The organism is Vibrio comitans, from assembly GCA_024346835.1.
Taxonomy (GTDB): domain Bacteria; phylum Pseudomonadota; class Gammaproteobacteria; order Enterobacterales; family Vibrionaceae; genus Vibrio; species Vibrio comitans.
On the sequence record AP024867.1, the window covers coordinates 264,465 to 288,189 of the forward strand.

The 23,725-nt window shown below is 44.3% G+C and carries 20 protein-coding genes; 12 read left to right on the plus strand and 8 right to left on the minus strand.

The window, feature by feature from the left end:
• Positions 1-394: 394 nt before the first annotated feature.
• On the plus strand, positions 395-1,366 hold the full coding sequence (locus OCU46_RS15025) for a TDT family transporter (protein ID WP_141271957.1): 972 nt from the start codon (positions 395-397) through the stop codon (positions 1,364-1,366).
• Positions 1,367-1,382: 16 nt separating this feature from the next.
• On the opposite strand, the gene folE is transcribed toward OCU46_RS15025, so the two are convergent.
• Positions 1,383-2,036: a GTP cyclohydrolase I FolE gene (gene folE, locus OCU46_RS15030; RefSeq protein ID WP_141271956.1), complete on the minus strand. Its 654-nt coding sequence runs from the start codon at positions 2,034-2,036 to the stop codon at positions 1,383-1,385.
• Between the two features lie 171 nt (positions 2,037-2,207).
• Between folE and moeA the strand changes: the two genes are divergently transcribed.
• The 4 genes from moeA (at position 2,208) to OCU46_RS15050 (ending at position 5,668) form a co-directional block, all read left to right on the plus strand.
• Entirely contained in the window at positions 2,208-3,446 is a 1,239-nt protein-coding gene (gene moeA, locus OCU46_RS15035) for a molybdopterin molybdotransferase MoeA (RefSeq protein WP_141271985.1), read from the plus strand.
• Between the two features lie 8 nt (positions 3,447-3,454).
• On the plus strand, positions 3,455-4,207 hold the full coding sequence (moeB, locus tag OCU46_RS15040) for a molybdopterin-synthase adenylyltransferase MoeB (RefSeq protein WP_141271955.1): 753 nt from the start codon (positions 3,455-3,457) through the stop codon (positions 4,205-4,207).
• Between the two features lie 136 nt (positions 4,208-4,343).
• On the plus strand, positions 4,344-5,300 hold the full coding sequence (tal, locus tag OCU46_RS15045; protein WP_141271954.1) for a transaldolase: 957 nt from the start codon (positions 4,344-4,346) through the stop codon (positions 5,298-5,300).
• Positions 5,301-5,461: 161 nt separating this feature from the next.
• Complete coding sequence (locus tag OCU46_RS15050) at positions 5,462-5,668, plus strand: dodecin (RefSeq protein WP_141271953.1); 207 nt, start codon at positions 5,462-5,464, stop codon at positions 5,666-5,668.
• A gap of 69 nt (positions 5,669-5,737) precedes the next feature.
• Here OCU46_RS15050 and OCU46_RS15055 read toward each other — a convergent pair whose 3' ends face one another.
• The 4 genes from OCU46_RS15055 to narQ all read right to left on the minus strand — a co-directional run bounded on the left by OCU46_RS15055 (position 5,738) and on the right by narQ (position 12,271).
• Positions 5,738-7,423, minus strand: a complete 1,686-nt coding sequence (locus OCU46_RS15055) for a hypothetical protein (protein WP_141271952.1) — start codon at positions 7,421-7,423, stop codon at positions 5,738-5,740.
• Between the two features lie 353 nt (positions 7,424-7,776).
• Positions 7,777-9,540: a hypothetical protein gene (locus tag OCU46_RS15060; RefSeq protein ID WP_141271951.1), complete on the minus strand. Its 1,764-nt coding sequence runs from the start codon at positions 9,538-9,540 to the stop codon at positions 7,777-7,779.
• Positions 9,541-9,933: 393 nt separating this feature from the next.
• Positions 9,934-10,539, minus strand: coding sequence for a response regulator (locus OCU46_RS15065; protein WP_141271984.1), 606 nt, complete (start codon positions 10,537-10,539; stop codon positions 9,934-9,936).
• A gap of 13 nt (positions 10,540-10,552) precedes the next feature.
• Positions 10,553-12,271: a nitrate/nitrite two-component system sensor histidine kinase NarQ gene (gene narQ / locus OCU46_RS15070; RefSeq protein WP_141271950.1), complete on the minus strand. Its 1,719-nt coding sequence runs from the start codon at positions 12,269-12,271 to the stop codon at positions 10,553-10,555.
• A 177-nt stretch (positions 12,272-12,448) separates the two neighbouring features.
• Between narQ and napF the strand changes: the two genes are divergently transcribed.
• The 6 genes from napF (at position 12,449) to OCU46_RS15100 (ending at position 17,147) form a co-directional block, all read left to right on the plus strand.
• Positions 12,449-12,967, plus strand: coding sequence for a ferredoxin-type protein NapF (napF, locus tag OCU46_RS15075; protein ID WP_141271949.1), 519 nt, complete (start codon positions 12,449-12,451; stop codon positions 12,965-12,967).
• Complete coding sequence (locus OCU46_RS15080; protein ID WP_141271948.1) at positions 12,954-13,283, plus strand: chaperone NapD; 330 nt, start codon at positions 12,954-12,956, stop codon at positions 13,281-13,283. The genes napF and OCU46_RS15080 overlap by 14 nt, the downstream gene beginning before the upstream one ends.
• Positions 13,280-15,769 (plus strand): periplasmic nitrate reductase subunit alpha, encoded by a 2,490-nt coding sequence (gene napA, locus OCU46_RS15085; protein ID WP_141271947.1) that lies wholly within the window; start codon positions 13,280-13,282, stop codon positions 15,767-15,769. Before OCU46_RS15080 ends, napA begins: the two co-directional genes overlap by 4 nt.
• A 68-nt stretch (positions 15,770-15,837) precedes the next feature.
• Positions 15,838-16,392: a nitrate reductase cytochrome c-type subunit gene (locus OCU46_RS15090; protein ID WP_371858845.1), complete on the plus strand. Its 555-nt coding sequence runs from the start codon at positions 15,838-15,840 to the stop codon at positions 16,390-16,392.
• 32 nt (positions 16,393-16,424) lie between these two features.
• Positions 16,425-16,997, plus strand: coding sequence for a NapC/NirT family cytochrome c (locus tag OCU46_RS15095; protein ID WP_141271946.1), 573 nt, complete (start codon positions 16,425-16,427; stop codon positions 16,995-16,997).
• A 9-nt stretch (positions 16,998-17,006) separates the two neighbouring features.
• Entirely contained in the window at positions 17,007-17,147 is a 141-nt protein-coding gene (locus OCU46_RS15100) for a TIGR02808 family protein (protein WP_119008872.1), read from the plus strand.
• A gap of 507 nt (positions 17,148-17,654) precedes the next feature.
• Here the strand turns inward: OCU46_RS15100 and OCU46_RS15105 are convergent.
• Entirely contained in the window at positions 17,655-18,827 is a 1,173-nt protein-coding gene (locus tag OCU46_RS15105; protein WP_141271945.1) for a BamA/TamA family outer membrane protein, read from the minus strand.
• 155 nt (positions 18,828-18,982) lie between these two features.
• Between OCU46_RS15105 and OCU46_RS15110 the strand changes: the two genes are divergently transcribed.
• Positions 18,983-19,540 (plus strand): DUF4136 domain-containing protein, encoded by a 558-nt coding sequence (locus OCU46_RS15110; RefSeq protein WP_141271944.1) that lies wholly within the window; start codon positions 18,983-18,985, stop codon positions 19,538-19,540.
• Between the two features lie 53 nt (positions 19,541-19,593).
• Here OCU46_RS15110 and OCU46_RS15115 read toward each other — a convergent pair whose 3' ends face one another.
• The gene (locus OCU46_RS15115) at positions 19,594-21,375 is read right to left on the minus strand and encodes an ABC transporter ATP-binding protein (protein ID WP_167495407.1); all 1,782 of its coding nucleotides are present in this window, start codon (positions 21,373-21,375) and stop codon (positions 19,594-19,596) included.
• A 171-nt stretch (positions 21,376-21,546) separates the two neighbouring features.
• Positions 21,547-23,703, minus strand: coding sequence for a TonB-dependent hemoglobin/transferrin/lactoferrin family receptor (locus tag OCU46_RS15120; RefSeq protein ID WP_141271942.1), 2,157 nt, complete (start codon positions 23,701-23,703; stop codon positions 21,547-21,549).
• Between the last annotated feature and the right edge of the window lie 22 nt (positions 23,704-23,725).

Here is a 23,725-nt window from a genome sequence, read left to right on the forward strand (position 1 = left end):
TCAACGCCTAAATGGGGCTTTTTTGCATCATTTTCACAAACGCCAGAAAGCACAAAGGCGCACTTTGCATGCGCCTTATGGTCTCGTTACTCAATCGTGAGTTTGCGAATCTCGCGGGTTGTTGACCGGAGAACTATTAACGAGCGTTAAAGTATTTACGGCTCTTCAGCTGTGTTGCGATTACACTTATGTTAACCGAAGTGAGGTAACCTTTTCCTCCCTGTAAGATTCGATTTTTACCTCACAATTTAACTATGGCGCATATTTTAAAAACTGCAAGTATTACCAGATAATGAATTGTTTATTACCTTTTTGATCATGGCAATAAGCGCTCGGTTGCTGTTTAATATGCACCATTCCAGATTAGCCATTTTACCCTCGGAGAATAAGAGACTTGTTACGCAAATTTCATCGGTTCCATCACATTCCGCCTTCGCAAGCCGCACTTGCACTGGGACTGATAGGTTTAGGACAGGCATGGGCATTGTATATCCCTGATATTGGCAATGTAATTCGTCCTTATTTAGCGTTAGTAGGTACTCTGATACTTATCCCCGTACTCCTTAAGTACAGCCTTAATCCGCGCCTATTTTTTGCTGACATTAAGCACCCTCTTAGCGGCAGTTTAATGGCGCCGATGAGCATGGCACTACTGGTACTGTGTGACTATCTCGCCACCGAGATCCCTCATATCGCATCAATGTTGTGGTTTGCTTCATTAGGCCTGCATATCACCATGATGGTACTCTTCTTTGGATTTCAGTTCGCCAACTTCAAGATGGTCAATGTGGTTCCTAGTTGGTTTCTTTACCCTGTGGGTGTTATCAGTAGTACTTTGGCAGGATCAGAGTTGGGCCATACCGTGTTTTCGCAAAACATGGCTATGCTGTGTATTAGCATCTATTTCCTTATGCTTCCGTTAGTGCTCTATCGTTTGGTGTTCTTTGGCAAACTACCTCGCCGAGCACGTCCAACGCTGGCCATTATGGCTGCACCGATCAATCTAACGCTAGCGGCTTATTTGGTGAACTTTCCCGATCCGGACCCTATTTTAACGGGCGCATTAGCCGGTATCGCCATTACAATGACCCTGCTCATCTACCTATGCTACATCAATCTGTTAAGGCTAAAATTTCAGCCTTCTATCGCTGCGGTTACCTTTCCATCGGTGATCAGTGCTATTGCCATGTCGAGACTGACAACATGGTTTGAGTTGGCGCACGAGGATTGGTATTGGCTACATAAATTTGGAATGTTCGAACTGACAATAGCAACGCTATTGGTGTTGTGGGTATCAGCGGGATATGTGGCCATGTACTGGCCTGAGCGGTTTAAACCTCAGCATAAGAAGATTAAACCGCAATAGAGGGCAAGCTAGGCGATTAACGAAGGCCGTGCAGAAACTCGTGACGAGTTGCGGCGTTAGATTTGAAGATACCGCCTAGTGCAGTAGTAGTAGTTTCGCTGGTTGCGTCCATTACGCCACGAGATTTAACGCAATAGTGGGTCGCATCAATGGTGACCGCGACATCTTCACTCTCAAGCAAGGTTTGCAGTGCCACAAGGATCTGCTGAGTCATACGCTCTTGTACTTGAGGGCGCTGGGCAAAAAAGCGCACAATGCGGTTAATTTTCGACAAGCCAATAATTTTGGTACGAGGAATGTAAGCCACTGCAGCACGACCATCGATAGTCACTAGGTGATGCTCACAGGTACTGGTTAAAGTGATGTCTTTCACTCGCACCATTTCACTCACATCCATCTTGTTCTCAATAACCGTGATCTTAGGAAAACGAGCGTAATCTAAACCAGAAAACACCTCGTCCACATACATTTTAGCGATGCGTTTTGGTGTGTCTTGCAAAGAGTCATCGGTTAGATCTAGTTGCAATAAGCCTAAGATCTCACGCATGTGATATTCAATCTGCTGCTTTTTATCTTCCGCAGTAAGGTCACTGGCAACCATTGGGGTTTCTAGCCCACGATTAGCAAGTGCTTCTTTTACCAGCAGAGCTGATTCGCTTAAACCTGACATTTAACTCTCCATCTGTACATCTTTGCATCGCACGACCAACATTTGCGCGATGGCGAAAGAGAATACTTGGATTTCATCAAAATTACATCATCTAATTTAATCACTTAAGTGTCTCGCTCTTTGCATCGTGTTACAGTTTGTTTTTTATCGCTGTACAAACAAGGAATTATGATGGGTTGCTGTGATGCTCCGGGCTTGATGCCGATTGAAGAGGCAATGGCCAAAATTCTCGAAAACACTCATACCGTCCATGAGACTGAATCATTGGCTCTCGACAAAGCTATTGGCCGAGTACTCGCCAGTGAAATATTATCCCCTATTCATGTCCCTCCTTTTGATAATTCAGCGATGGATGGATATGCGGTAAGAATTGCGGACCTAAACACTCAATCAACGCTTCCACTGGCAGGGCAATCTTTTGCTGGTGCTCCTTTGCAAGGAGAGTGGCCTAAAGCGACGTGTATTCGCATTATGACGGGTGCACAAATCCCCGAAGGGTGTGATGCTGTAATAATGCAAGAGAATGTCACTGTCGCTGATGAAGGTATCGTGTTTGACCCTTCGAACGTCAAAACCAATCAAAATATCCGCCCACTTGGTGACGACATCCAAGTTGGACAACTGGTACTTGAAAAAGGTAAGCGACTTACTGCTCGTGACCTACCTATGCTCGCGTCACTGGGCGTCGCGCACGTTGAAGTATATCGCAAGCCCATCGTAGCCACTTTTTCCACAGGTGATGAATTAAAGCCTGTAGGAGTGCCTCTTGGCGCAGGCGAGATCTACGACAGCAACCGCTACGGAACCATACCTCTATTTGAAAAATTTGGTTGTGATGTTATCGACCTAGGCGTTATTCCTGATGATGTCGAACTTCTAGCGCAAGCGTTTGAAAAAGCCAAGACAGAGGCTGACGTCGTTGTTACCTCTGGTGGTGTAAGTGTCGGTGAAGCCGATTTCACCAAGGACATTCTAGAGCAAAAAGGTGAGATTGGCTTTTGGAAACTAGCAATTAAGCCAGGTAAACCCTTTGCATTTGGCAAACTCGACGATGCTCTATTTTGTGGCCTACCAGGAAACCCTGTATCAGCCTTTATGACCGCTTACATCTTAGTTCAGCCACTATTAGCTAAACTTGGTGGCGAGAGTGAATGGAAGCCAGCGCCAACACTACCAGCAAAGACATTATCGTCATTCAAGAAGAATCCAGGTCGTACCGATTATCAGCGTGGCATCTATGCGATAAACGAGCACGGTGAGTTTGAAGTGGAGACAACCGGAAACCAAAGCTCTGGGGCCTTCCGCTCAATGAGCCTAGCAAATTGCTTCGTCATTCTCGAGCGCGAACGCGGCCGAGTGGAAGCAGGGGAAACCGTTCAAATACAATTATTTAACTCCACCTTATATTAGAGGTTGATATGGAAATCTTGAGCGACAAAGAGATGCTTCGCTACAATCGTCAGATCATCTTACGCTCCTTTGATTTTGAGGGCCAAGAGGCCCTCAAACAAGCCTCTGTACTTATTATTGGTGCTGGAGGCTTGGGTTGTGCGGCAACGCCCTATCTTGTCTCAGGGGGCATTGGCAAGCTAACCATCGTCGACGATGATGTTGTAGAGCTCTCCAATTTACAAAGGCAGATTCTTCATACGGAGTCTGATATCAACGCTCTAAAGGTCGACTCCGCAAAAGCGAGCCTTTCACAGCTCAATTCAAATTGTGAGATAACCGCAATAGGGCGTCGTTTAGACGACAACGAGCTTGATACTGCTGTAGCTAATCATTCATTAGTGATTGATGCGAGTGACAACCTCACTACTCGAAATCAGTTAAATCGACTGTGTCACAAACACAAAACGCCTTTGGTTTCCGGCGCAGCAATTCGTCTTGAAGGACAAGTGATCAGTTTTACCTATAAAAATGATGAACCTTGTTATGAGTGTTTAAGCGCGCTGTTTGGCACTAATGAATTGAGCTGCGTTGAAGCGGGAATCTTGGCACCTGTGGTTGGCGTTATCGGAAGCATGCAAGCATTGGAAGCTATCCGTTTGCTGTCAAATTTAGGCTCGCACAAGCCAGGAAAATTAATGATGTTTGATGCTCTGAGCATGAAATGGCAAGAGTTTACTCTGCCAAAACAGTCGTCATGTCCGGTTTGTAAAATCCAGTAAACGTTTGCGTAAGATTTTTATCACAATCTACCAATGAAAATGATTCACAAACTCGCTTCAATACCTTAGATTAATCCTATTCTTTAAGGGTGGCACTCCCCTCCACCCTGTTTTTCTTGTATAGGATGAACAAGACATGAGCAATAAACTAGAACAACTTCGCTCTATGACTGTAGTGGTCGCTGACACTGGTGATATTGAAGCAATTGCTAAATATAAACCTCAAGACGCTACAACTAACCCTTCACTTATTCTGAAAGCCTCTCAACTTGAGCACTACGCATCTCTAATTGATAGCGTCATTGCCCAAACCAAGCAGAAGTTTGATGATCTAGAACAACAGCTAATTTATGCCGGTGACTTGCTTGCGGTAAATATTGGTAAAGAGATCCTAGGTATTATTCCGGGTCGCATCTCAACTGAGGTTGATGCTCGTCTATCTTACGATACTGAAGGTAGCATCGCCCGCGCTCGTGGCTTAATCAAGATGTATGAAGAAGCGGGTATTTCAAAAGACCGCGTTCTGATTAAATTAGCTTCTACATGGCAAGGTATCCGCGCTGCAGAGCAACTTGAGAAGGAAGGCATCAACTGTAACCTTACTCTATTGTTCTCATTTGCTCAGGCGCAAGCTTGTGCTGAAGCAGGTGTATTCCTGATCTCGCCATTCGTTGGTCGCATCATGGATTGGTACAAAGCGAAAGAAGGTCGTGACTTTGCTGCTAGCGAAGATCCTGGTGTTCAATCCGTAACGGCAATCTACGACTACTTCAAAGAACATGGTTACAACACTGTAGTGATGGGAGCAAGCTTCCGTAATACAGGTGAAATCCTTGAACTAGCAGGCTGTGATCGTCTAACCATTAGCCCTGCTCTTCTTGAAGATCTAGAGAACGCAGAAGGTGCTGTTGAACAAAAGCTTGTTGATAATGGTGCAACTAAAGAGCGCCCTACTCCTCTTACAGAAGCTGAGTTCTTCTGGGGTCATAACCAAGACCCAATGGCAGTAGAGAAACTTGCTGAAGGCATCCGCTTGTTCGCAGTGGATCAAGTTAAGCTAGAAGAAATGCTTACCGCGAAACTGACAGCTTAAATTCAAGCTCCACTCGCTAGTATCTAGGCTCCTACACAGTAGGGGCCTTTTTTCTTTTCAACGAACAACTTATCTCTAACAGCTTTCAGCTGTTTGATCTTGCCACACTCCTTATGCACAACTAGGTTTATTGAGTATCCAATCACTCAAGGAGAGCCTAGATGCCACACCATACCTACAAGAAAATGGAAATTGTTGGATCATCAAGCGTTGGTATCGACGACGCTATCAATAATGCAGTCGCAAAAGCCAGTGAGAGTGTTCACAACTTACGCTGGTTCGAGATGCAAGAAGTCCGTGGTCATATTGAAGAAGGAAAAGTCGCCCATTGGCAGGTGACGGTGAAGATTGGATTTACCTTGGATTGAACAAATGTGAATTTACAAAAAAGCCACCACTTTGACCAACAAGTGATGGCTTTAATTAGATTTTAGCAATTACTTTTTGTACATAGAGACAGTAGAGGTAACTGCACCATTGCTATCTAAGGTACGGCGGTTCAGCGTCCCTTGATCCCAGTTAGCACCTGCAGGTACGTACTCCCAACGGTTGATCTTTTGTTCTTGCACGGCGCACACATCTCCCACATTTTCAGAATCACACCAGCGTACTGTACTGTTTAGCTGAGCAAGGGTCGCTTTGCTATTACCTGACTCATTAGTCGTGAACCACCAATAATCCATCTCAGCTAATTCAGCATAAGTTTCTTCTTCATTGATTTCTTCTATTTCACAATCACCTGTGAACTCATTGCCCGTTACAGTCAGACCTTGCTTGTCAAAGACATAAGTTGAAACTGCGATACCGTCGCATCCATCTCTTGTTGCACTAGCGTGCCAAGTACCAATAAAATCTACGTAACGTTCTGAATCAGCGCTATCGATTAAGTAGGTGAAACTAATGCTTTCTGATTGACGGCCTTCGTATTGTCCTGACAATATTTCTCGGTTTTTAACTTCCGTATAGATACCAGTCACACTATCATAGCTACCAGATAAAATATCTCGTTGCATATGAGAACCGTCCTGGTCATCACTATCGTCATACTGAACAATATCAAGTTGCGTTAAGGTATTTTCCGAACATGTACCTGCAGCTAGACATGCCCACATACCACCAAAGTTAGTGACTTCATCCCATGATTCGTCCCCATTTTCTTCAGTCTCATTTGGGTCAAGAATTGAATATTCAAAAGCACTACCTAAAACGAACTTGGTATTAGTTACAACCTGACCATTACAAAGAGCTGGAACCTGACCACCATCAAACTCAGCATCAATACCTTCGGCATCAATACACGCCAAATAACTTGCAGCGCGATCTCCACTAATGGTGGTGTCATTTGATCCAGACAAAATTGTCAGCTCAGATTCGCCTAGTTGGTAAGTCATTGTTTTCATGCCAAGAGTGGCATTGAACAACTCTTCGTCTAACAGTTTATCCGCATGGACGAATAGTACGTCACTAGGATTACTAGCTGATAAGCTAGAGCCAACTTCACGTAAAATCTTATTAGAGCCCCTGCTCCAATCTTTCAGCACTTCTTTACTACCACGCTCCCAAGCATCTAGTGAGTTATTTAGATGCTCAAGAGCATCATCTTCTGTAACCCACTCCTCAACTTCTAGTGCTAGTTGTAGATCGTTAGCTGAACCCATATCGTGAAGTAGTACATTATGCAGAGCTGCAAGCATTTTCGAATCTGGTGCAATTAGGCTATCAGGTAGTGTGATCGCTTCCTGTGTCGTACTGCCCGCACTCTGCAAGATACGAGCAAGATTTAATGCCTTCTGGTAATTTCCCGTAGCCTCAAAAGGAGACACCACTCCACGAGCGCTCACTTTACCTATTCTCAGGCCTTCTTCACCACCTAAGAAGAAAGTTACTAAGTCACCATCTTGATGTTCGAAAAAGCCTTGTGCATCGGTAAAACCACTCTTGCCACTTGGTTCAGAGACGTAATATAAACCTTCTACTGCAGCATCGATAAAGACACCTTGCGAAGCCTCTGGCGGATTTGGTGGATCGGTTGGTTCATTACCCGAGTTTGAATCACTTCCACAACCTGCAAGTGCGATAGAAACTATTACAGCCGTAGCCAATGACGTTTTCTTAAATTGCATACTATTCCCTATTATATGAATTATATTTTCAGCCCCAAAAGAGCAAAAAAATACTATTACTAGCTAACTAACTGTTCAATAAGGAATATTTTTGATACATAGTATTTTACCGTCCACATAACGATAAACCCTTTGCACTTCTATGTTGAGACAATGAAAAACAATTGTAAGGAATTACGACAACACATAACTACTGGCTATCGATTTGACTTTACAGCAATATTGTATGGTTATAACTCTGAATCAATGCAGAAAACACACAAAGCCCGCTCGCTTTGCCTATAACGTGTAAAGCTCAAAAATAAAAAGCACCGTTATCCAAACGAATAGCAGTGCTTTTAAATGACTAAGTACTATTTCTTGTACATTGACGTCGTAGATATTACGTTGCCAATACTATCTAAAGTACGACGGTTCAGTGTACCCTGATCCCAGTTAACACCTGCCGGTACATATTCCCAGCGGTTGATTTTTCCTGCATTCGTTGGACATACATCTTCTACATCATTAGAGTCACACCAACGGACCGTGCTGTTTAGCTGAGCAAGAGTCGCCTTGCTGTCACCTGATCCATTAGTTGTAAACCACCAGAAATCCATTGCTGCAAGGTCAGCATATGTGACTTCTTCATCGATCTCATCTATCTCACAGTTACTGGAAAATTCGTTACCGCTAACAGTTAACCCTTTCTCATCAAAGATATAGGTCGATACGGCAACAACCTCACATCCCTCTCGTGTAGCTGTTGCATGCCAAGTACCAATGAAGTCTACGTAACGCTCTGACTCAACACTGTCGATCAAATATGTGAAACTGATGCTATCGGACAATCTCGTCACCAATGCATCCTCAGAATCATCTTCGAGAAGAGCTCTGTTTTTTACCTCAGTATAGATACCTGTAATGCTGTCGTAGCTACCCGAAAGCGCATCTTCACGCCAATCTGGCTCATCTCCATCATCGGCATCATTGAACTTAACAATAGAAAAGTTCGTTAAGCTGCTTTCAGAACATTCACCAGAGCCAATGCAAGACCAGATACCACCGAACCCTTCAACTTCGCTCCAAGCAACTGATTCATCTTCTTCTAACGCTTTTTCATGATTTAGAATCGAATAAGTATAAGGACCAACAAACTTAAACTTACTACTAGTCTCTATCGCTACTCCATCACAGGAATTTTTGCTATAACCGATAACAAAAACGGCATCTAAACCATTCGAGTCAATACATGTAAGATAATCAGAGGCATGCTGACTATTAAATCCAGAGTCATTGGAACCTGCTACCACTGTAAGGTCTGATTGACCTAGGTGATAAGTCATAGCTTTCATACCCATGGTAGCTTCAAAAAGCTCTTCAGATAATTGCGTATCAGCATGAACAAAGATTAAGCTGGCAGGATCTATTTGAGCATCATAGCTAGGGTAAGTTGCAGAAAAGTCTGTATATACTTCACGTAAATATTTGTTCGAGCCTCTGGCCCAATCTTCCAATATTATCTCACTACCTCTTTCTAAACCGACTAGTGAGTCAGTCAAGTGCTCTAAGGCCTCTTCTTCTGATATCCAACCTGTCAAGTTTAGCTGTTGCTTCAAATCATCAGCCGAGTCAAGATCATGAAGAGATACGTTGTTGAGAGCTGCAATCATATCCGCACTAGGTGCTATCAGACTATCAGGCAAAGTGATTGATTCAGAATTGGTAGTGCCTGCGGATTGCAAAATACGAGCAAGATTCATTGCTTTTTGGTATGTGCCCGTAGCCTCAAAAGGTGAAATAACTGCACGAGCACTCATTTGACCAATTCTCAGCCCATCAACACCACCAAGATAGAAAGTGACTAGATCATCAGACTCAAAGTTGAAATGACCTTCAGCGTTGGTGAAACCTTGCTTTCCACTTGGCATAGCTTCGTAATATAGGCCTTCTACGACCGCATCAACAAATATCCCTTGAGATGGCACTTCTGGTACTTCTGGTACTTCCGGCACTTCGGGTACTTCGGGTACTTCGGGTACTTCTGGAGTTTGACTCGAGTTAGAGTCATCATCACAACCACTTAAAGCCAAAGTTAAAATAATTGTTGCCGCCAACGTTGCTTTTTTAAACTGCATAGTATCCCTGTTTTTATTGAATAGTTTTCCGCTCGACTGAGCGCCAGAAATGTAAGTAAATGTAACCGCAGGAGCAATTGGATTAACTTGCCATAACAGGAAAACGGCCAGTAAATCACAACAAAACAATTATAAATCAGACACTTAGAAATAAGTAAAATCTTGTAAATTAATCTAATTAAATTTGATGGATGAAATGAATGTTTGGACAGCAATCAAGATCGGTACAATTATGCATCAGGTGTCATTTATGGCGTTACTATACAATGAAGTAAATCTCTATAGATACTAAACACTTAGGGGACATAACAGGATTAGAAACAGGCATTTGAGCAGAGGTTTAAAGGCTGTAGAGCACCATATCGGTGATAGGTGCTCCAATTGTTCGAGAAACTAGCCGTAGTGCTCCAAATACAAAATAGTCGCGGCGGTGCGTGATTTCACTTGTAGCTTTTTCAAAAGGCTTTTCATGTGAACCTTTACCGTCGACTCAGAGATAAATAAAACGTCTGCTATCTGCTTGTTGCGGTGGCCAAGAGCCACCTTAGAAAGGATCTCTAACTCACGCTCAGTAAGACTGTCTAGCAAACTCGGATTCTCGGCGCGGTCACGAATGTGCTGAGCGACAATATCACTGTATACCTTGTCACCATCAAGGGCTGAGTGAAGATGCTCAATCAATTCATCTGGCTCACTATCTTTCAATAGGTAGCCATCTGCGCCTGCTTTTACGATTGCATCGATGTCCGCTGGAGAGTCCGACACCGTCAGGATCACGATTTTTGCAGTAATGCCTTCAGAGCGCAGAGCCTGCAGGGTATTTAGGCCTGACAGCCCCTTCATATTTAAATCCAGTAAGATTAGATCAAGCTCATGTTGATGAGCCAACGCCAGTGCCTCGGTACCGTTGGTTGCCTCACACACAATATCAAAATCATCCTCAAACGAAAGCAATTGCTTGATGCCACGTCGAATCAATGGATGGTCATCCACAATCATAATGCGGTAGGTATTACTCACTGTCAGATTCATCCTTACAGGTAAAGGTTATTTGTACTGTGCTCCCAACATTGGGCTCACTGGTGATGGTTAGCTTGCCATTGAGGTACTGACTTCGCTCATTAAGAATAGATAGACCGTAATGGTCTGCTTTCTCAATCTCGGTGTCAAATCCTTGTCCGTTATCTATGATAGCGACAGTAATTTGATCCCCTTCTTGCAAACATTGCACACGCAAACGGCTTGCCTCTGCATGTTTGATGGCGTTGTTGGTTGCTTCGCGAATAATTTGCAGTAAATGAACCTGCTGTGAGGCCTGCAACTGTATAGAAGAAAGATTATTCTCTACATGTATCTCGGCATCGGTAGTGGTTTGCAGCTTATCAATCAACACATTCAACGCATCGCCAAAATTCGCTTCATCAATACTAAATCGGAAGGTACCGAGTAATTCGCGAAGCTGGGTGTATGCCTCTCGCAAGCCATCATCGATTTCTTGAACGATGGCCGAAGACTTAGGCATCTCTGCAATAGAGCCCTCTTTTTTCATCGAGCGCTTCAATAAGCTCATTTGAATCTTCAAAAACGACAAGGATTGAGCCAAAGAGTCGTGCAGTTCACGCGCAATAGCACTTCGCTCAGCATAAATTAAAAGCTGTTCAAACTTCTTTTGAGCCTGATTGTAATAGATACCCCTAGCCAAAATATAAGACATATTGTCGATGAGCTCTTGCTCAACAAACTGCGGTGTCGTTTGTAAACACAGACTGCCCAATCTCACCTCATCAAGAATCAAAGGGGTCTCTTGCCAAGCCTCTCCAACGACGTTACCGGCTATTAATTCGGTTGGTTGTCCTGCACTATCATCGATAATCAGCTTGACAGCATTGACGTTCTCTACCGTAGACATGTTACTGATGATTTGTTGGAAATGTGCAGGAGCTAGCCTTGATGCAGAAAGCTGTTGGGTACTTTTATACAGCACCTTCAGCGAGCGGTTTGCATGACGCAACTCTTCGGTCTTACTCTCCACTGTCGCTTCCAATCTCTGGTAATGATTCTTCAAGTTTTGAGTCATACCATTAAACGTAGAGGCCACCGCACCCAGCTCATTGTTCACCGATTCATTGAGCACCACATTAAAATTTTGAGATTCAACCTCTCGACTTGCATTGACCAAAGACTGCAGTGGATGGAGAACCTTGAGTCGCACAAAACGCATGATGACCAGTGAGATCAGAATAATGCAAGTCAAACCAAACCCACTAAATACCACCATATTAAGCAATTTTTGCTCTGTATTTAGCTGCAATTTAAATACAAACTTATCGATGCGAGACACAAATACGGGAACGTGTTGCTGATATTCGGGGTAGTTTCCAGAAAGCAGTAGTTCTTTCATGACATACCAGCGATCAACAATGGCCTGATAATCTTGTTGAATATCCGTTGGCACACTCCAGCGAATAAGATTTTGCATAGACGGTGAGAACAAGGATGTCTCGAATTGCTCTATATGCTCAATCGTTTCTGGGGATTGAGTCTCTATATCGTAAGCAAGCCTATAGCTTTGCATTCTCATAGAGCCTGAGACATTCACTGCCTCAGCATCATCAAAGCTAGAGTAGACCGTTGCGACCGCTACGATGATAGTCAGCGCCGACAGAATCACCATCAAGGAAACTGCGCCACCAATGGTAAAAGACACCGACTGTGTTGTTCGTTTTTTCACTTAAAATCCCATTCGTAGTTTCGTGATCTGGCCAACATTAACTATTTGATCTAAAACAATTTAAGCATAAGTTTAACCCTTTTGAGGTATATCGAATACATTTTATTCACCTAAAATTAGTGGGTATTTACATTAGCGCTCTATTCTTAGTTTAAGCTCAATTGCTCAGGGACGAAATTGGTCGATCTATCAAAACGAAAATTATTCACCCGAAGAGCCTCGAAATCTCAGCTGGTTTACGAAACGGGCCAACGCCTACCATGGGCTAAAACTGACTCAGTATTTGTCGATGGCTGCACCCAATGTGGCATGTGCATAGACGCGTGTGAAACGAACATTATTATCAAAGGTAGCGGTGGATTTCCCACCGTGGACTTTGAAAAAGGCGAGTGCACCTTCTGCGAGGGTTGTGCGACAAGTTGCCCTGAACCGATATTCAGGTCAACAAAAGAGGCAGCTTGGGAAATAGCGGCTAAAATTAATGATACGTGTCTCGCCTACAAAAACGTTGAATGTCGCACCTGCGGTGACGAATGCGAACCAACAGCAATACAATTTTCTTTTGGCGTTGGGCACGTACCCCAACCTAAACTAGACTCTCAGTTGTGCACTGGATGCGGAGCCTGTATTAGCGCTTGTCCTGTGTCGGCTATATCTATGACTGACTGCAACGAGGATAGCAATGCCAGCCAGTGAAGTTCATATCTCAAGTTTTGTCGTTTACTGTGCTCCTGAAGCAATGGAGACAGTTCGAAGCAAGGTGAATAGTTTTTCCGCCACCGAAATCTTTGCCGAAGATTCAGGCAAGTTTGTCGTGGTAATGGAAACGGAAAACGAAGGTTATATCACCACTACTATCGATGAAATCAACGACCTACCAGAAGTAATTAGTACGGCTTTGGTTTATCACCAAATCGAAACCGATATTGACAACCTTGACACCGACATCCATGCAACGGCTACGACCGATGCCAGCATCGGTACACCGACCCCGCAAGAGGACACATTATGAAAATGACACGACGCGAGTTTGTGAAAGCAAACGCTGCTGCATCAGCCGCAGCGGTAGCCGGAATTTCACTTCCCGCTTCTGCTGCTAATCTCATCGCAAGCTCAGACCAAACCAAAATCAAATGGGATAAAGCTCCCTGCCGTTTTTGTGGTACTGGCTGTTCAGTACTAGTCGGGACTCAAAACGGTAAGGTTGTTGCAACTCAGGGTGACCCTGAGGCACCGGTAAACAAGGGCTTAAACTGTATCAAGGGTTACTTCCTATCTAAGATCATGTATGGCCAAGATCGCTTGACTCAGCCTCTACTGCGTATGACTGATGGCAAGTACGATAAAAACGGTGAATTTACTCCAGTGTCTTGGGACGTTGCTATGGATACCATGGCAGACAAATGGAAAGAGGCACTGAAGAAAAGCGGCCCGACTAGCGTTGGTATGTTTGGTTCTGGTCAATGGACCGTTATGGAAGGTTATGCCGCCGCTAAAATGATGAAAGCAGGCTTCCGTTCAAACAACATTGATCCTAACGCACGCCACTGTATGGCATCTGCGGTAGTAGGCTTCATGCGTGCCTTCGGCATCGATGAGCCAATGGGTTGTTACGACGACTTTGAAAACGCCGACGCCTTTGTGCTTTGGGGTTCAAACATGGCTGAGATGCACCCTGTTTTATGGACTCGTATTGCTGACCGCCGCCTAAGCCACCCTCACGTAAAAGTGAACGTTCTGTCGACCTATTATCACCGTTCTTTTGAACTGGCAGATCACGGCTACATTTTCCAACCTCAGTCTGACCTTGCGATCGCTAACTTCATCGCTAACTACATCATTCAAAATAACAAAGTAAACCAAGACTTTGTTAATAAGCACACTCACTTTAAACAAGCAGATACCGACATCGGTTACGGCTTGCGTGATGATGATCCACTACAACAAGCGGCCGAGAATCCAAACTCAGGCAACATGACGGGCATCAGTTTCGACGAGTATGCTAAATCTGTTGCGCCATACACGGCAGAAAAAGCGAGTGAAATCTCTGGCGTATCAGAAGAACACCTTGTTCAACTGGCAGAGCAATACGCGGATCCAAACACCAAAGTAATGTCACTTTGGACTATGGGTGTTAACCAGCACACTCGTGGTGTTTGGATGAACAACCTGATTTACAACATTCACTTGTTAACAGGTAAGATTTCTACTCCAGGTAACTCTCCATTCTCACTAACGGGCCAACCGTCAGCATGTGGTACTGCTCGTGAAGTAGGTACATTTGCTCACCGTCTGCCAGCAGACATGGTCGTTGCAAACCCTAAACACCGTGCAATTGCAGAAGATATCTGGAAGCTACCTGAAGGCACAATTCCGCCGAAGCCTGGTTATCACGCGGTTGTGCAAGACCGTATGCTTAACGATGGCAAACTCAACGCTTACTGGGTGATGTGTAACAACAACCTGCAAGCGGGTCCAAATATCAATACTGAACGTCTTCCTGGTTATCGTAACCCTGAAAACTTCATCGTGTGTTCAGACCCTTACCCAACAGCAACAGCGCAAGCCGCTGACCTTATTCTTCCAACCGCAATGTGGATCGAAAAAGAAGGGGCTTACGGCAACGCAGAACGCCGTACTCAGGCATGGTACCAACAAGTTGAAACCGTGGGCGAAGCTAAGTCTGACTTATGGCAGCTGATGGAATTCTCTAAACGCTTCAAGATGGAAGAAGTTTGGCCAGAAGACTTGTTAGCTAAAGCGCCAGAATATCGCGGCAAAACTATGTATGACATGCTGTTTAAAAACGGTCATATCGACAAGTATCCTCTTTCAGAGGCACAAGAACTTAACGACGATGCAAAAGCACAAGGTTTCTATGTGCAAAAAGGTCTTTTCGAAGAATATGCGACCTTTGGACGTGGTCATGGACACGATTTAGCACCGTACGATGTTTACCACCAAGTGCGTGGCTTACGTTGGCCTGTTGTTGATGGTAAAGAAACACTATGGCGCTTTAAAGAAGGCTCTGATCCATACGCTAAGAAAGGCTCGGACTGGGACTTCTATGGCAAGCCAGATGGCAAAGCATGGATTATCTCCGCACCATACGAGGCGCCACCTGAAGTGCCTGATGCAGAGTTCGACATGTGGCTATGTACCGGTCGTGTTCTAGAGCACTGGCACACAGGTACTATGACTCGTCGTGTACCGGAACTTTACAAGGCCGTTCCTGATGCTGTCTGTTATATCCATCCAGCAGATGCTACAGAAAAAGGTCTACGTCGTGGTGATGAGGTATTGGTTTCTAATAAGCGTGGCGAGATTCGGGTTCGTGTCGAAACTCGTGGTCGTAACCGCCCACCAAAAGGCTTAGTTTTCGTGCCATTCTTTGATGCTCGAATTCTGATCAACAAGCTGATTTTGGATGCAACTGATCCACTGTCTAAACAGACTGACTTTAAGAAGTGTCCAGTCAAGATCACCAAAGTGGCTTAGGCCTTTGTCAAATATTCGGGGCTAGTTCTCTAGCCCCCAAAATTTAGCCATTAGGCGGAGAAATAATAATGAAAAAGCTGTTGATTGCTCTGTTATCAATAAGTGCTATTGCCGCAGGTATTGTTCAGGCGGACGTTGAAGGTGTTAGCAATGCAAAACCTGATATGGATGATGCAATGCTAGAGCAAACCGATATGGAAAAGGCAGAAAACGCTGGCGTTGAGCAAGCTGAACTGATGAATCCTGGCGGTATTGGTGGTGTTGAATCACTGCGCGGTGTCAGTGAACTCGAAGCAACTCGCCCTGCGGATAGCTTCAAGAAATACCCTCGTGAGCAAGTGATTACAAGTGACTATGTTTACCAACCACCATTGATCCCTCATAACATCCGCGGATATGAAGTTTCATTGAATGCAAACAAGTGCCTTGCATGTCATAGCTGGAAAAATGCTGGCGAAATGGGCGCAACAAAAGTGAGTGTTACTCACTACGTAAACCGTGAAGATGCTGTATTGGCCGACGTATCTCCACGACGTTACTTCTGCTTGCAATGTCACGTACCGCAAGCAAATGCAAAACCACTGGTAGAGAACGAATTTAAACCTGTTGATTCACTTCAATAACCTTTACTAGTCGTTAACAAAAGAGGCTATTTATGAAATTTTTACTAGCGTTTTGGAAGAGACTAACAACTCCAAGTAAGGCTGCCGCAGGCATCGTTCTTTTCATGGGGTTTGCTGGTGGTCTTCTATTCTGGGGCGCATTCAATACCGGGATGGAATACACCAACACCGAAGAGTTTTGTGCTGGATGTCACGAGCCTATCGTGCAAGAGATACAAGAGACTATCCACTACTCAAACCGCTCCGGTGTACGAGCAATCTGTTCAGACTGTCACGTACCACACGAGTGGACTGATAAGATAATTCGTAAAGTTCAGGCATCCAAAGAGGTGTTTGCACACATCATTGGTACTATCGATACAGAAGAGAAATTCAAAGCGCGTCGTGGCCACTTGGCAGAACGTGAGTGGGCTCGTCTGAAAGCTAACGACTCTCTAGAGTGTCGTAACTGTCACGAGTTTGATTATATGGACTTCTCTGAGCAGGGCGACCGTAGTGTTAAACAACACTCAACAGCACTCGCTTCGGGTGACAAAACCTGTGTAGATTGTCACAAAGGTATTGCACACAAACTGCCAGACATGCACGGCGTTGAAGGTTGGTAAGGGAGAGTTATGAGTCAATTAGAATCCATCATCTGGCACGTATTGGGTTATAGCGCTATGCCAGTGATTATCATAGGTGGTTTTGCAGCTGTTGCCGCTATCTGTATCTGGCTACTTTCAATCACAGCCGATAAAGAAGAAACAAACTAAGCCGACGTCATATTCGGTTACTGATGAAGCTCGATACTGAAGGTGTCGAGCTTTTTTTTGCGTGCTGCTATATGTGATTGCTTTAAACTAAAAGTAGTGAAACCACGTTCATAATGCATGAAATTGTGCTCATATTTCATTATGTGGCCGACATCATAGAACATAATCACACCCTAGATGCACTTCAAATTTTTCATGACGTGCGCTTTTTTTGACCACAATTAAGAGTAAGTTGTTCCTGTATTCATTCACTCATGAGGTATTCGCATGATATACAGTCAACATGCAGATGAGCTAAATAAAGCTACTACCCACAAAATTGGTCGCCTTATAGCGATTATTGTTGTGGTAAAAATCGGCTTAATTGCTTTACCAAGTCTAATATCTTCACTACACGGGTTAGGCCACTTCTTTTAATCTCTATTTTGCTTACACCTAGAAAAAAGCGACAGTCCCTCTCCTCTAGTTATGAAGAATGGTACTGTCGCTTTTTTATGAAGGGAGAAGTTAGAATACTTCGTTCACATTAAAGTAGAATAAGGTTTCGTCTTCGCCAAACCCAAGATCAGCTCTTAGGTTAATGCGCCCTTTCAGGCGATACCGTAGTCCTAAACCATACGAGGTAAGTATGTCATCACTTAGTTGATCAACATCTTCACCGATAGAACCTACACCAGCCCAGAAGACACTTCCCCAGCGACGATAGATAGGTAGTCGATATTCCGCCTGCATCATCGCCATTTGCTCGTCTCTATAACGCCCTACGATATAACCACGCATCGCATATGCACCGCCAAGATCAGGCAGTCTATTCCATGGTACTTCCCCGGAAGTAAAGTTACCTTGGCCTTGTAACGCAAGCACTCCCGGAACGGGCTCTAGGTCGATAAAATGAGCTAGCTCTATATCATAGCGACCAAAAGAGTCCGAATTTAAGTCGCTGTAGTAAGCGCCAAAATCCGCCTGCAACAGAGTGCCTGATTCGGTGTTCTCAACGAAATTACGAGAGTCATATAACAGGGTGCCTAGCACACCGACTGAGGTATTGGATTCTAGATCGTCAAATAACATCTCGTTGCCTACTAACACCTCGTCACCCAATTCAGGGTCTCGTGTGCCTGTGTAGTTTATGTTACCGCCTATACCCAAAAACCAGTTATCAGCAATCTTATGGTACCAACGAGGCGTCACCTGAAGAAGAGTTTGAGTGTACAGTACCTTGTTTTCATCGTTACTCGCCGACTCATACCCCTTACCGTAATACACAACCGGCTCATCATACGCCTCAGCCACTATTTCAAAGCGATTCCGGCCTTCATTAAGGAAAGTAGTATTATCGATGCTAAGTCCGAGAGAAAGGTTGGTTGAGACATAGGTGTTAATCACAAAAGAAGACGGCTGTTCATAGTTAATAGCAGAATCAGTCTGGTACAAACCAATAACCAATACTCCTGCGCCGAATTCTTGCTCAGGGTTATAAAACACCGACGGAATGTAGCTCATATCAACCCCTTTCTCAGGGTCAAATCCACCATCTGCACCAACGAAATCAAACGCTTTATCGACGAAGGTAGGTTCTGCATCAGCAGGTGTTGGAAAGAGTGGTTCTACCGCGAAAGATGGGAAACTGAATAGAGCGAGACTGCTCACTAACCACGAGTAGCAAATTCCTTTTACCACATGAAATCCTTTTCTTATGAGCTTGGGTATGAGTGTAACAACTCTATGTTACCGTTTTAACTGGACTTTTAATTGTCTACTCGTCTATTCTAGCTCATGAACCATTCAATTAAACATATATTTAACATTACTTACCCTATTGTTTTGAGGTGATCATGAAGTGGCTTTTCGCTGTAGCTTTTGCCCTAGTTTTATCCGCCTGTACCACAACAACTAAGCCTGCCAATAATTTTGGCATCGGAATCGTTTCTAGCGGTGACTTCCAGTTTGTTCGACCAGGAGCGAAAACCTACGCTTGGCACCCTAAGTCCGGTGTGGCGTATGTTGACTCTGGAGTCAGTAAGAAAACGATTAAACATGTATTTAATGAAGCCATCAGCAAAAGCCTAGAAGAAAAGGGCTATCAAAGAGTGTCACTTCAACAGCAGCCTAATTTCATTGTTGGTTACGGCGTAGCGGTTGAATCTGAATTAAATGACGATGAACTGTTCGATAAAACGCAGCTAGCGACCGGTATACCAGCCTCTGATTTTAGCGATACTGAGCAGAAAGGTACTATCTTCATAGCAATGTATAACTATCCGCTTATGGAGCTAAAATGGAGAGCTTTAGCACAAGGTGCATCCGCTCCTGAGTTGGAACCAGAGAAAAGCGAAGATAGGATCAAAAGCTACGTTGATACCATGTTAAAAGAGATGCCAATGGCGCAGTAATCCTCTCAACCAGTCAGTAAAAAGCCGGCTCATTGCCGGCTTTATTGTGCCTCTTAACCAGCCTGCAGGCTGCCATAGAGCGTTTGGTATAGCCCATCTTTTTCAATCAAATCTATATGTGTACCTGATTGAATCACCTTCCCATCTTCCAACACATAGATAAGGTCAGCTTGTTTAACTGCTGATAATCTATGAGCAACAATTAACGTAGTACGATTCTTCAAGAAGCGATTTAGCGCAAGGTGCAGCTCTGCCTCCGTGGAGGTATCAAGCGCCGAGGTTGCCTCATCTAGGATCACTAACTCAGGGTTGCTCAACACCATTCGCGCGATAGCTAGCCTTTGCCTCTGTCCTCCGGATAGGCGAACACCTTGACGACCGATATGAGAGTCGAGTCCTTTAGGCAGGGTATCTCTTAGGCTAAGAAGCTGGGCAACCTCAAGAGCATCCCATAGCTCATTGTCACTGTATTCTTGTCCAAGGGTCAGGTTTTGACGAAGCGTATCGTTGAAGATCATCGGTTGTTGCAGCACTACTGCAAGCTCTTTTCGCAATGCCTCGTAGCTGACGGTTTCAATAGTATGCCCATTGACCAGAATGTCACCGCTATCTTTCTGATAGATCCCAAGCAGAAGCTGAATCAAGGTTGACTTACCTCCACCGGACGCACCAACCAAAGCCACACGCTTGCCTTTAGGGATCTTTAACGAGAAGTCATCAAGCACCTTTCGTTCCGCATCATAAGAGAAGCCCACGTTCTTAAATTCAACTTCTATAGGCTCGCCCTTTTGAAAAGGATTCACAGAGGCAATAGGACGGTTCTCTTCTGGCATATCCAATATCCCATTCAAGCGTTTCATGGCAGCCGATGCGCTATACCAAGAGTATTGAATGCTCAACAGCTCTTGAACCGGCGACAGCATAAACCACAAATAACCAAATACTGCGAAGATCTGCCCTATAGTGAGGTCACTAAATAGAACCATCAACATTGCTGCTGCGCGAAAGATCTCAAAGCCAATAAGGAACATTAAGAACGATAAGCGATTCGCAGCATCTGATTGCCATGCATACTTATCTGCATCGACTCGTATAGACTCAGCATCTTGCTTCAGCCTACCTAGATATTCCTGCTCTCTGTTAGCGGCACGAAGCTGATAGATACCATCTAGAGTTTCTACAAGCCTTTGCTGAAAACGCTCAAAAGATTGATTTTCTTTCTTCTTAAGGTGCTTAACTCTTTGCCCAAGCTTGCGAGAAAGGTAGATAACAACAGGGTTCATTAGGATAATAAATAAACCTAGCTGCCAATTAAGCCAAAGAAGAATGCCACCTGTGCCAATGACCGTGAGTACGCTAATTACAAAACGACTCAGCGTATTGCCAATGAACTTATCAATGGTCTCTATATCGGTCACCAGATGAGATGTGAGTCCCCCGCTACCCTTTTCCTCATATTGCTGCATGGAAACACGGCCTAGCTTATCCAAGATCCATTGACGCAATTGGCAGGTTAACTGCTTAGAAACCAGAGTAAACTGTCGGGTTTGTAAAATATTAAGCGCCTGACTTCCTACCCGCATCACGATGATCAGAATAAGAACCGTGACGATATAGCCGGTGGCGGTTTGTAACCCTTGAGGCAAGAATGAATTGAGAAATGCCAAACCATTGGCAGGTTTATCAAGTAAGACTTCATCTACCATGAGAGGCAAAAGCAAAGGGATTGGTACACTCATTAGAGTCGCAACAAATGCGATGAAGTTGGCGTAGATAAGCATCTTTTTATGCTTCATTGCCTGTTGATATAACCATTGTTTATTGAGCTTTGGCATCTCGCCAGCTTGTTGTTCGGTCACACAAAATCCTTTCTACGGTTGCTTGTGTTAATTGTACGCATTGAATTGGAGTCTTGTTTAATAATTGATTGCTTGTTGTGTTTTAAATGCTCTAAAACACAACAAGCCGAGCACCTAATAGGAGCTCGGCTATCAATTGGAATGAGATTAGAAGAAGTATTCTGCGCTCACACCCCAGTTACGACCAGCTTGAGTATCAAAGTCCGTGCGCTCAGTGCTGCCGCTTAGGTCTTCGTATAGCCAGTATTTTTCATCAAAGGCGTTAAACAGACCAGCACGCAATGTTAAGTCTTGTACTGGGCGGTAGTATGCTGTCACATCTAGCAAGCTATAAGAAGGAGCATCGATGTTATCTTCTTCTGTCCAGCTATCTTTGCTTGCTACCATGGTGTAGTTAACTAAAGCACCTAGAGTCTTGTTCTCATTGTCATATCCAAGTCCGATGACACCAGTCAGTGGCGCGACTGAATCTAGCTCACGCCCAGTATTTACATCTTCACCATAGGCATAAGCAATGCTCAACTTGGTATACATGCCTTTAGGACCAAGGATGGTACCTGCGGCTTCAGCACCGTAGATCTTCGCCTCATCGATGTTAACCATGGTAATGATGTCTTTATCACCTGCCTGCCCAATCACTTGGCTTGTAATAAAGTCATCGTATTGGTTGTAGAAAGCACTCACTTCATATTGGTAGATCTTACCTGTACCACGGAAGCCCACTTCATAAGACAAACTGGTTTCTGCTTCTAGATTTGGATTACCCATGAAGATTGCACCTTCACTGTACGAGTAGTAAAGATCATACACGGTAGGTGCTTTAAAGCCCTGGCTGATTTGCGCATAAGGGCTAAACCAATTTGCTACGTGATAAACCGCACCGACACGTCCGGTAAATGCATCGTTGTCATTGCTTTCGTGCTCAACGCCATAACCGTCTGTGGTATCAGGATCTGTTGAGAAAGAGTCATAACGAAGGCCAGCAGAAAGAACCAGTTTTTCTTCCATTAAGAAAGCTTGATCCTGAACGAAGATACCCCATTGCTGTACCGTTGCGTTAGGCAGACCTGTGCTACCCGGAGACGAACTCGGCGGCGCACCAGTACCACTTTGAATAAAGTGATCCGTGTTTTCCAAAGAGAAGTCGTTGTACAAGAAGCTACCACCATAAGTCAGCTCATGATAATGGCCATCAGCCATAATCAGCTTATTGAACTGCATATCAAACTGGTAAGAATCATCTTGTGCAATACGTTGGCGGTTACGAATGCGGTCTGTGTAAATAGGGATTCCTCCGGAAACCCAATTCGTCGTGTCGTAGTTATTCGATTCACTTTCTGTGGTTTGATACGAGATTTTCCACGCCAAATCATCAGCAATTAGGCTGTTCATCGCCCATTCATGTTCAAAACCAATACGCATTCGATTGTTGTTGTCTTCAACAAAAGAATCGGTATAGACAAAGCCAGGCATGATCTCATAGCCCTCTTCAGAAGCTAGGAACGAATCATACTGATAATCGAAATACTCAAAGGTCACACCCAAGCGATGATTGTCATTCGCTTGGTAAAATACCTTAGCTAAACCGTTGTAAAGCTTCGTATCGGCAGGGTCGGCTGCACCGCGATCAGGGCCTAAGATATCCGCACCATCACCGTGTGTCTGATATTCACTACCATCTGCGTAGGTGAACATAGCAATGGTTTCCCACTTGCCTTGGCGCATTGCCCACGTCGCCGTATTCTTAAATTCACTATTAACTGAAGAATACCCCGACTTGATACCAAAGCGATGCTCATCACCGTCAGTAACCAATACATCATCAGGGTTTTTAGTACGCATAAGTACCACGCCGCCTAGCGCGTCAGAACCGTATAAACTAGAAGATGGGCCTTTGTTTACTTCAATACCTGCTAGCGTATCTGTCTCAATGGTATTCTGATATTTGCGTTGCTGGCTTGCACCTGGGTTATACGGCACGGGTTGCTGAACCCCATCGACCATCACCTTAACGCGACTGTCTTCCATACCTCGAATATTAAAACCCGATACGCCAAAGCGACCACTGCCTTGAGCTTGAACACCCGGTGTATATTTCAAGGTATCTTTAAGATTGCTGTTCATTTCCGCGTCGAGATCATCGCGACTCACGGTTGCAACCGAGGAAGACACATCGCTCTTATTCTGTTCAGTTCTCGTTGCCGAAACAACGACTTCATCAAAGGTGAAAGTTTCTTCTGCGAATACAGTTGATGATGCACACACTGCGCTGATGGCTAATGCCAGACTTGTTTTTTTATACATGGTTTGACCCAAAATCCGTTTT

Coding starts and splice junctions, on each gene's coding strand:
- folE (WP_141271956.1), bottom strand. CDS start 2,036: ATGTCAGGTTTAAGCGAATCAGCTCTGCTGGTAAAAGAAGCACTTGCT.
- moeA (WP_141271985.1), top strand. CDS start 2,208: ATGGGTTGCTGTGATGCTCCGGGCTTGATGCCGATTGAAGAGGCAATG.
- moeB (WP_141271955.1), top strand. CDS start 3,455: ATGGAAATCTTGAGCGACAAAGAGATGCTTCGCTACAATCGTCAGATC.
- tal (WP_141271954.1), top strand. CDS start 4,344: ATGAGCAATAAACTAGAACAACTTCGCTCTATGACTGTAGTGGTCGCT.
- OCU46_RS15050 (WP_141271953.1), top strand. CDS start 5,462: ATGCCACACCATACCTACAAGAAAATGGAAATTGTTGGATCATCAAGC.
- OCU46_RS15055 (WP_141271952.1), bottom strand. CDS start 7,423: ATGCAATTTAAGAAAACGTCATTGGCTACGGCTGTAATAGTTTCTATC.
- OCU46_RS15060 (WP_141271951.1), bottom strand. CDS start 9,540: ATGCAGTTTAAAAAAGCAACGTTGGCGGCAACAATTATTTTAACTTTG.
- OCU46_RS15065 (WP_141271984.1), bottom strand. CDS start 10,539: ATGATTGTGGATGACCATCCATTGATTCGACGTGGCATCAAGCAATTG.
- OCU46_RS15080 (WP_141271948.1), top strand. CDS start 12,954: ATGCCAGCCAGTGAAGTTCATATCTCAAGTTTTGTCGTTTACTGTGCT.
- napA (WP_141271947.1), top strand. CDS start 13,280: ATGAAAATGACACGACGCGAGTTTGTGAAAGCAAACGCTGCTGCATCA.
- OCU46_RS15090 (WP_371858845.1), top strand. CDS start 15,838: ATGAAAAAGCTGTTGATTGCTCTGTTATCAATAAGTGCTATTGCCGCA.
- OCU46_RS15095 (WP_141271946.1), top strand. CDS start 16,425: ATGAAATTTTTACTAGCGTTTTGGAAGAGACTAACAACTCCAAGTAAG.
- OCU46_RS15100 (WP_119008872.1), top strand. CDS start 17,007: ATGAGTCAATTAGAATCCATCATCTGGCACGTATTGGGTTATAGCGCT.
- OCU46_RS15110 (WP_141271944.1), top strand. CDS start 18,983: ATGAAGTGGCTTTTCGCTGTAGCTTTTGCCCTAGTTTTATCCGCCTGT.
- OCU46_RS15115 (WP_167495407.1), bottom strand. CDS start 21,375: ATGCCAAAGCTCAATAAACAATGGTTATATCAACAGGCAATGAAGCAT.
- OCU46_RS15120 (WP_141271942.1), bottom strand. CDS start 23,703: ATGTATAAAAAAACAAGTCTGGCATTAGCCATCAGCGCAGTGTGTGCA.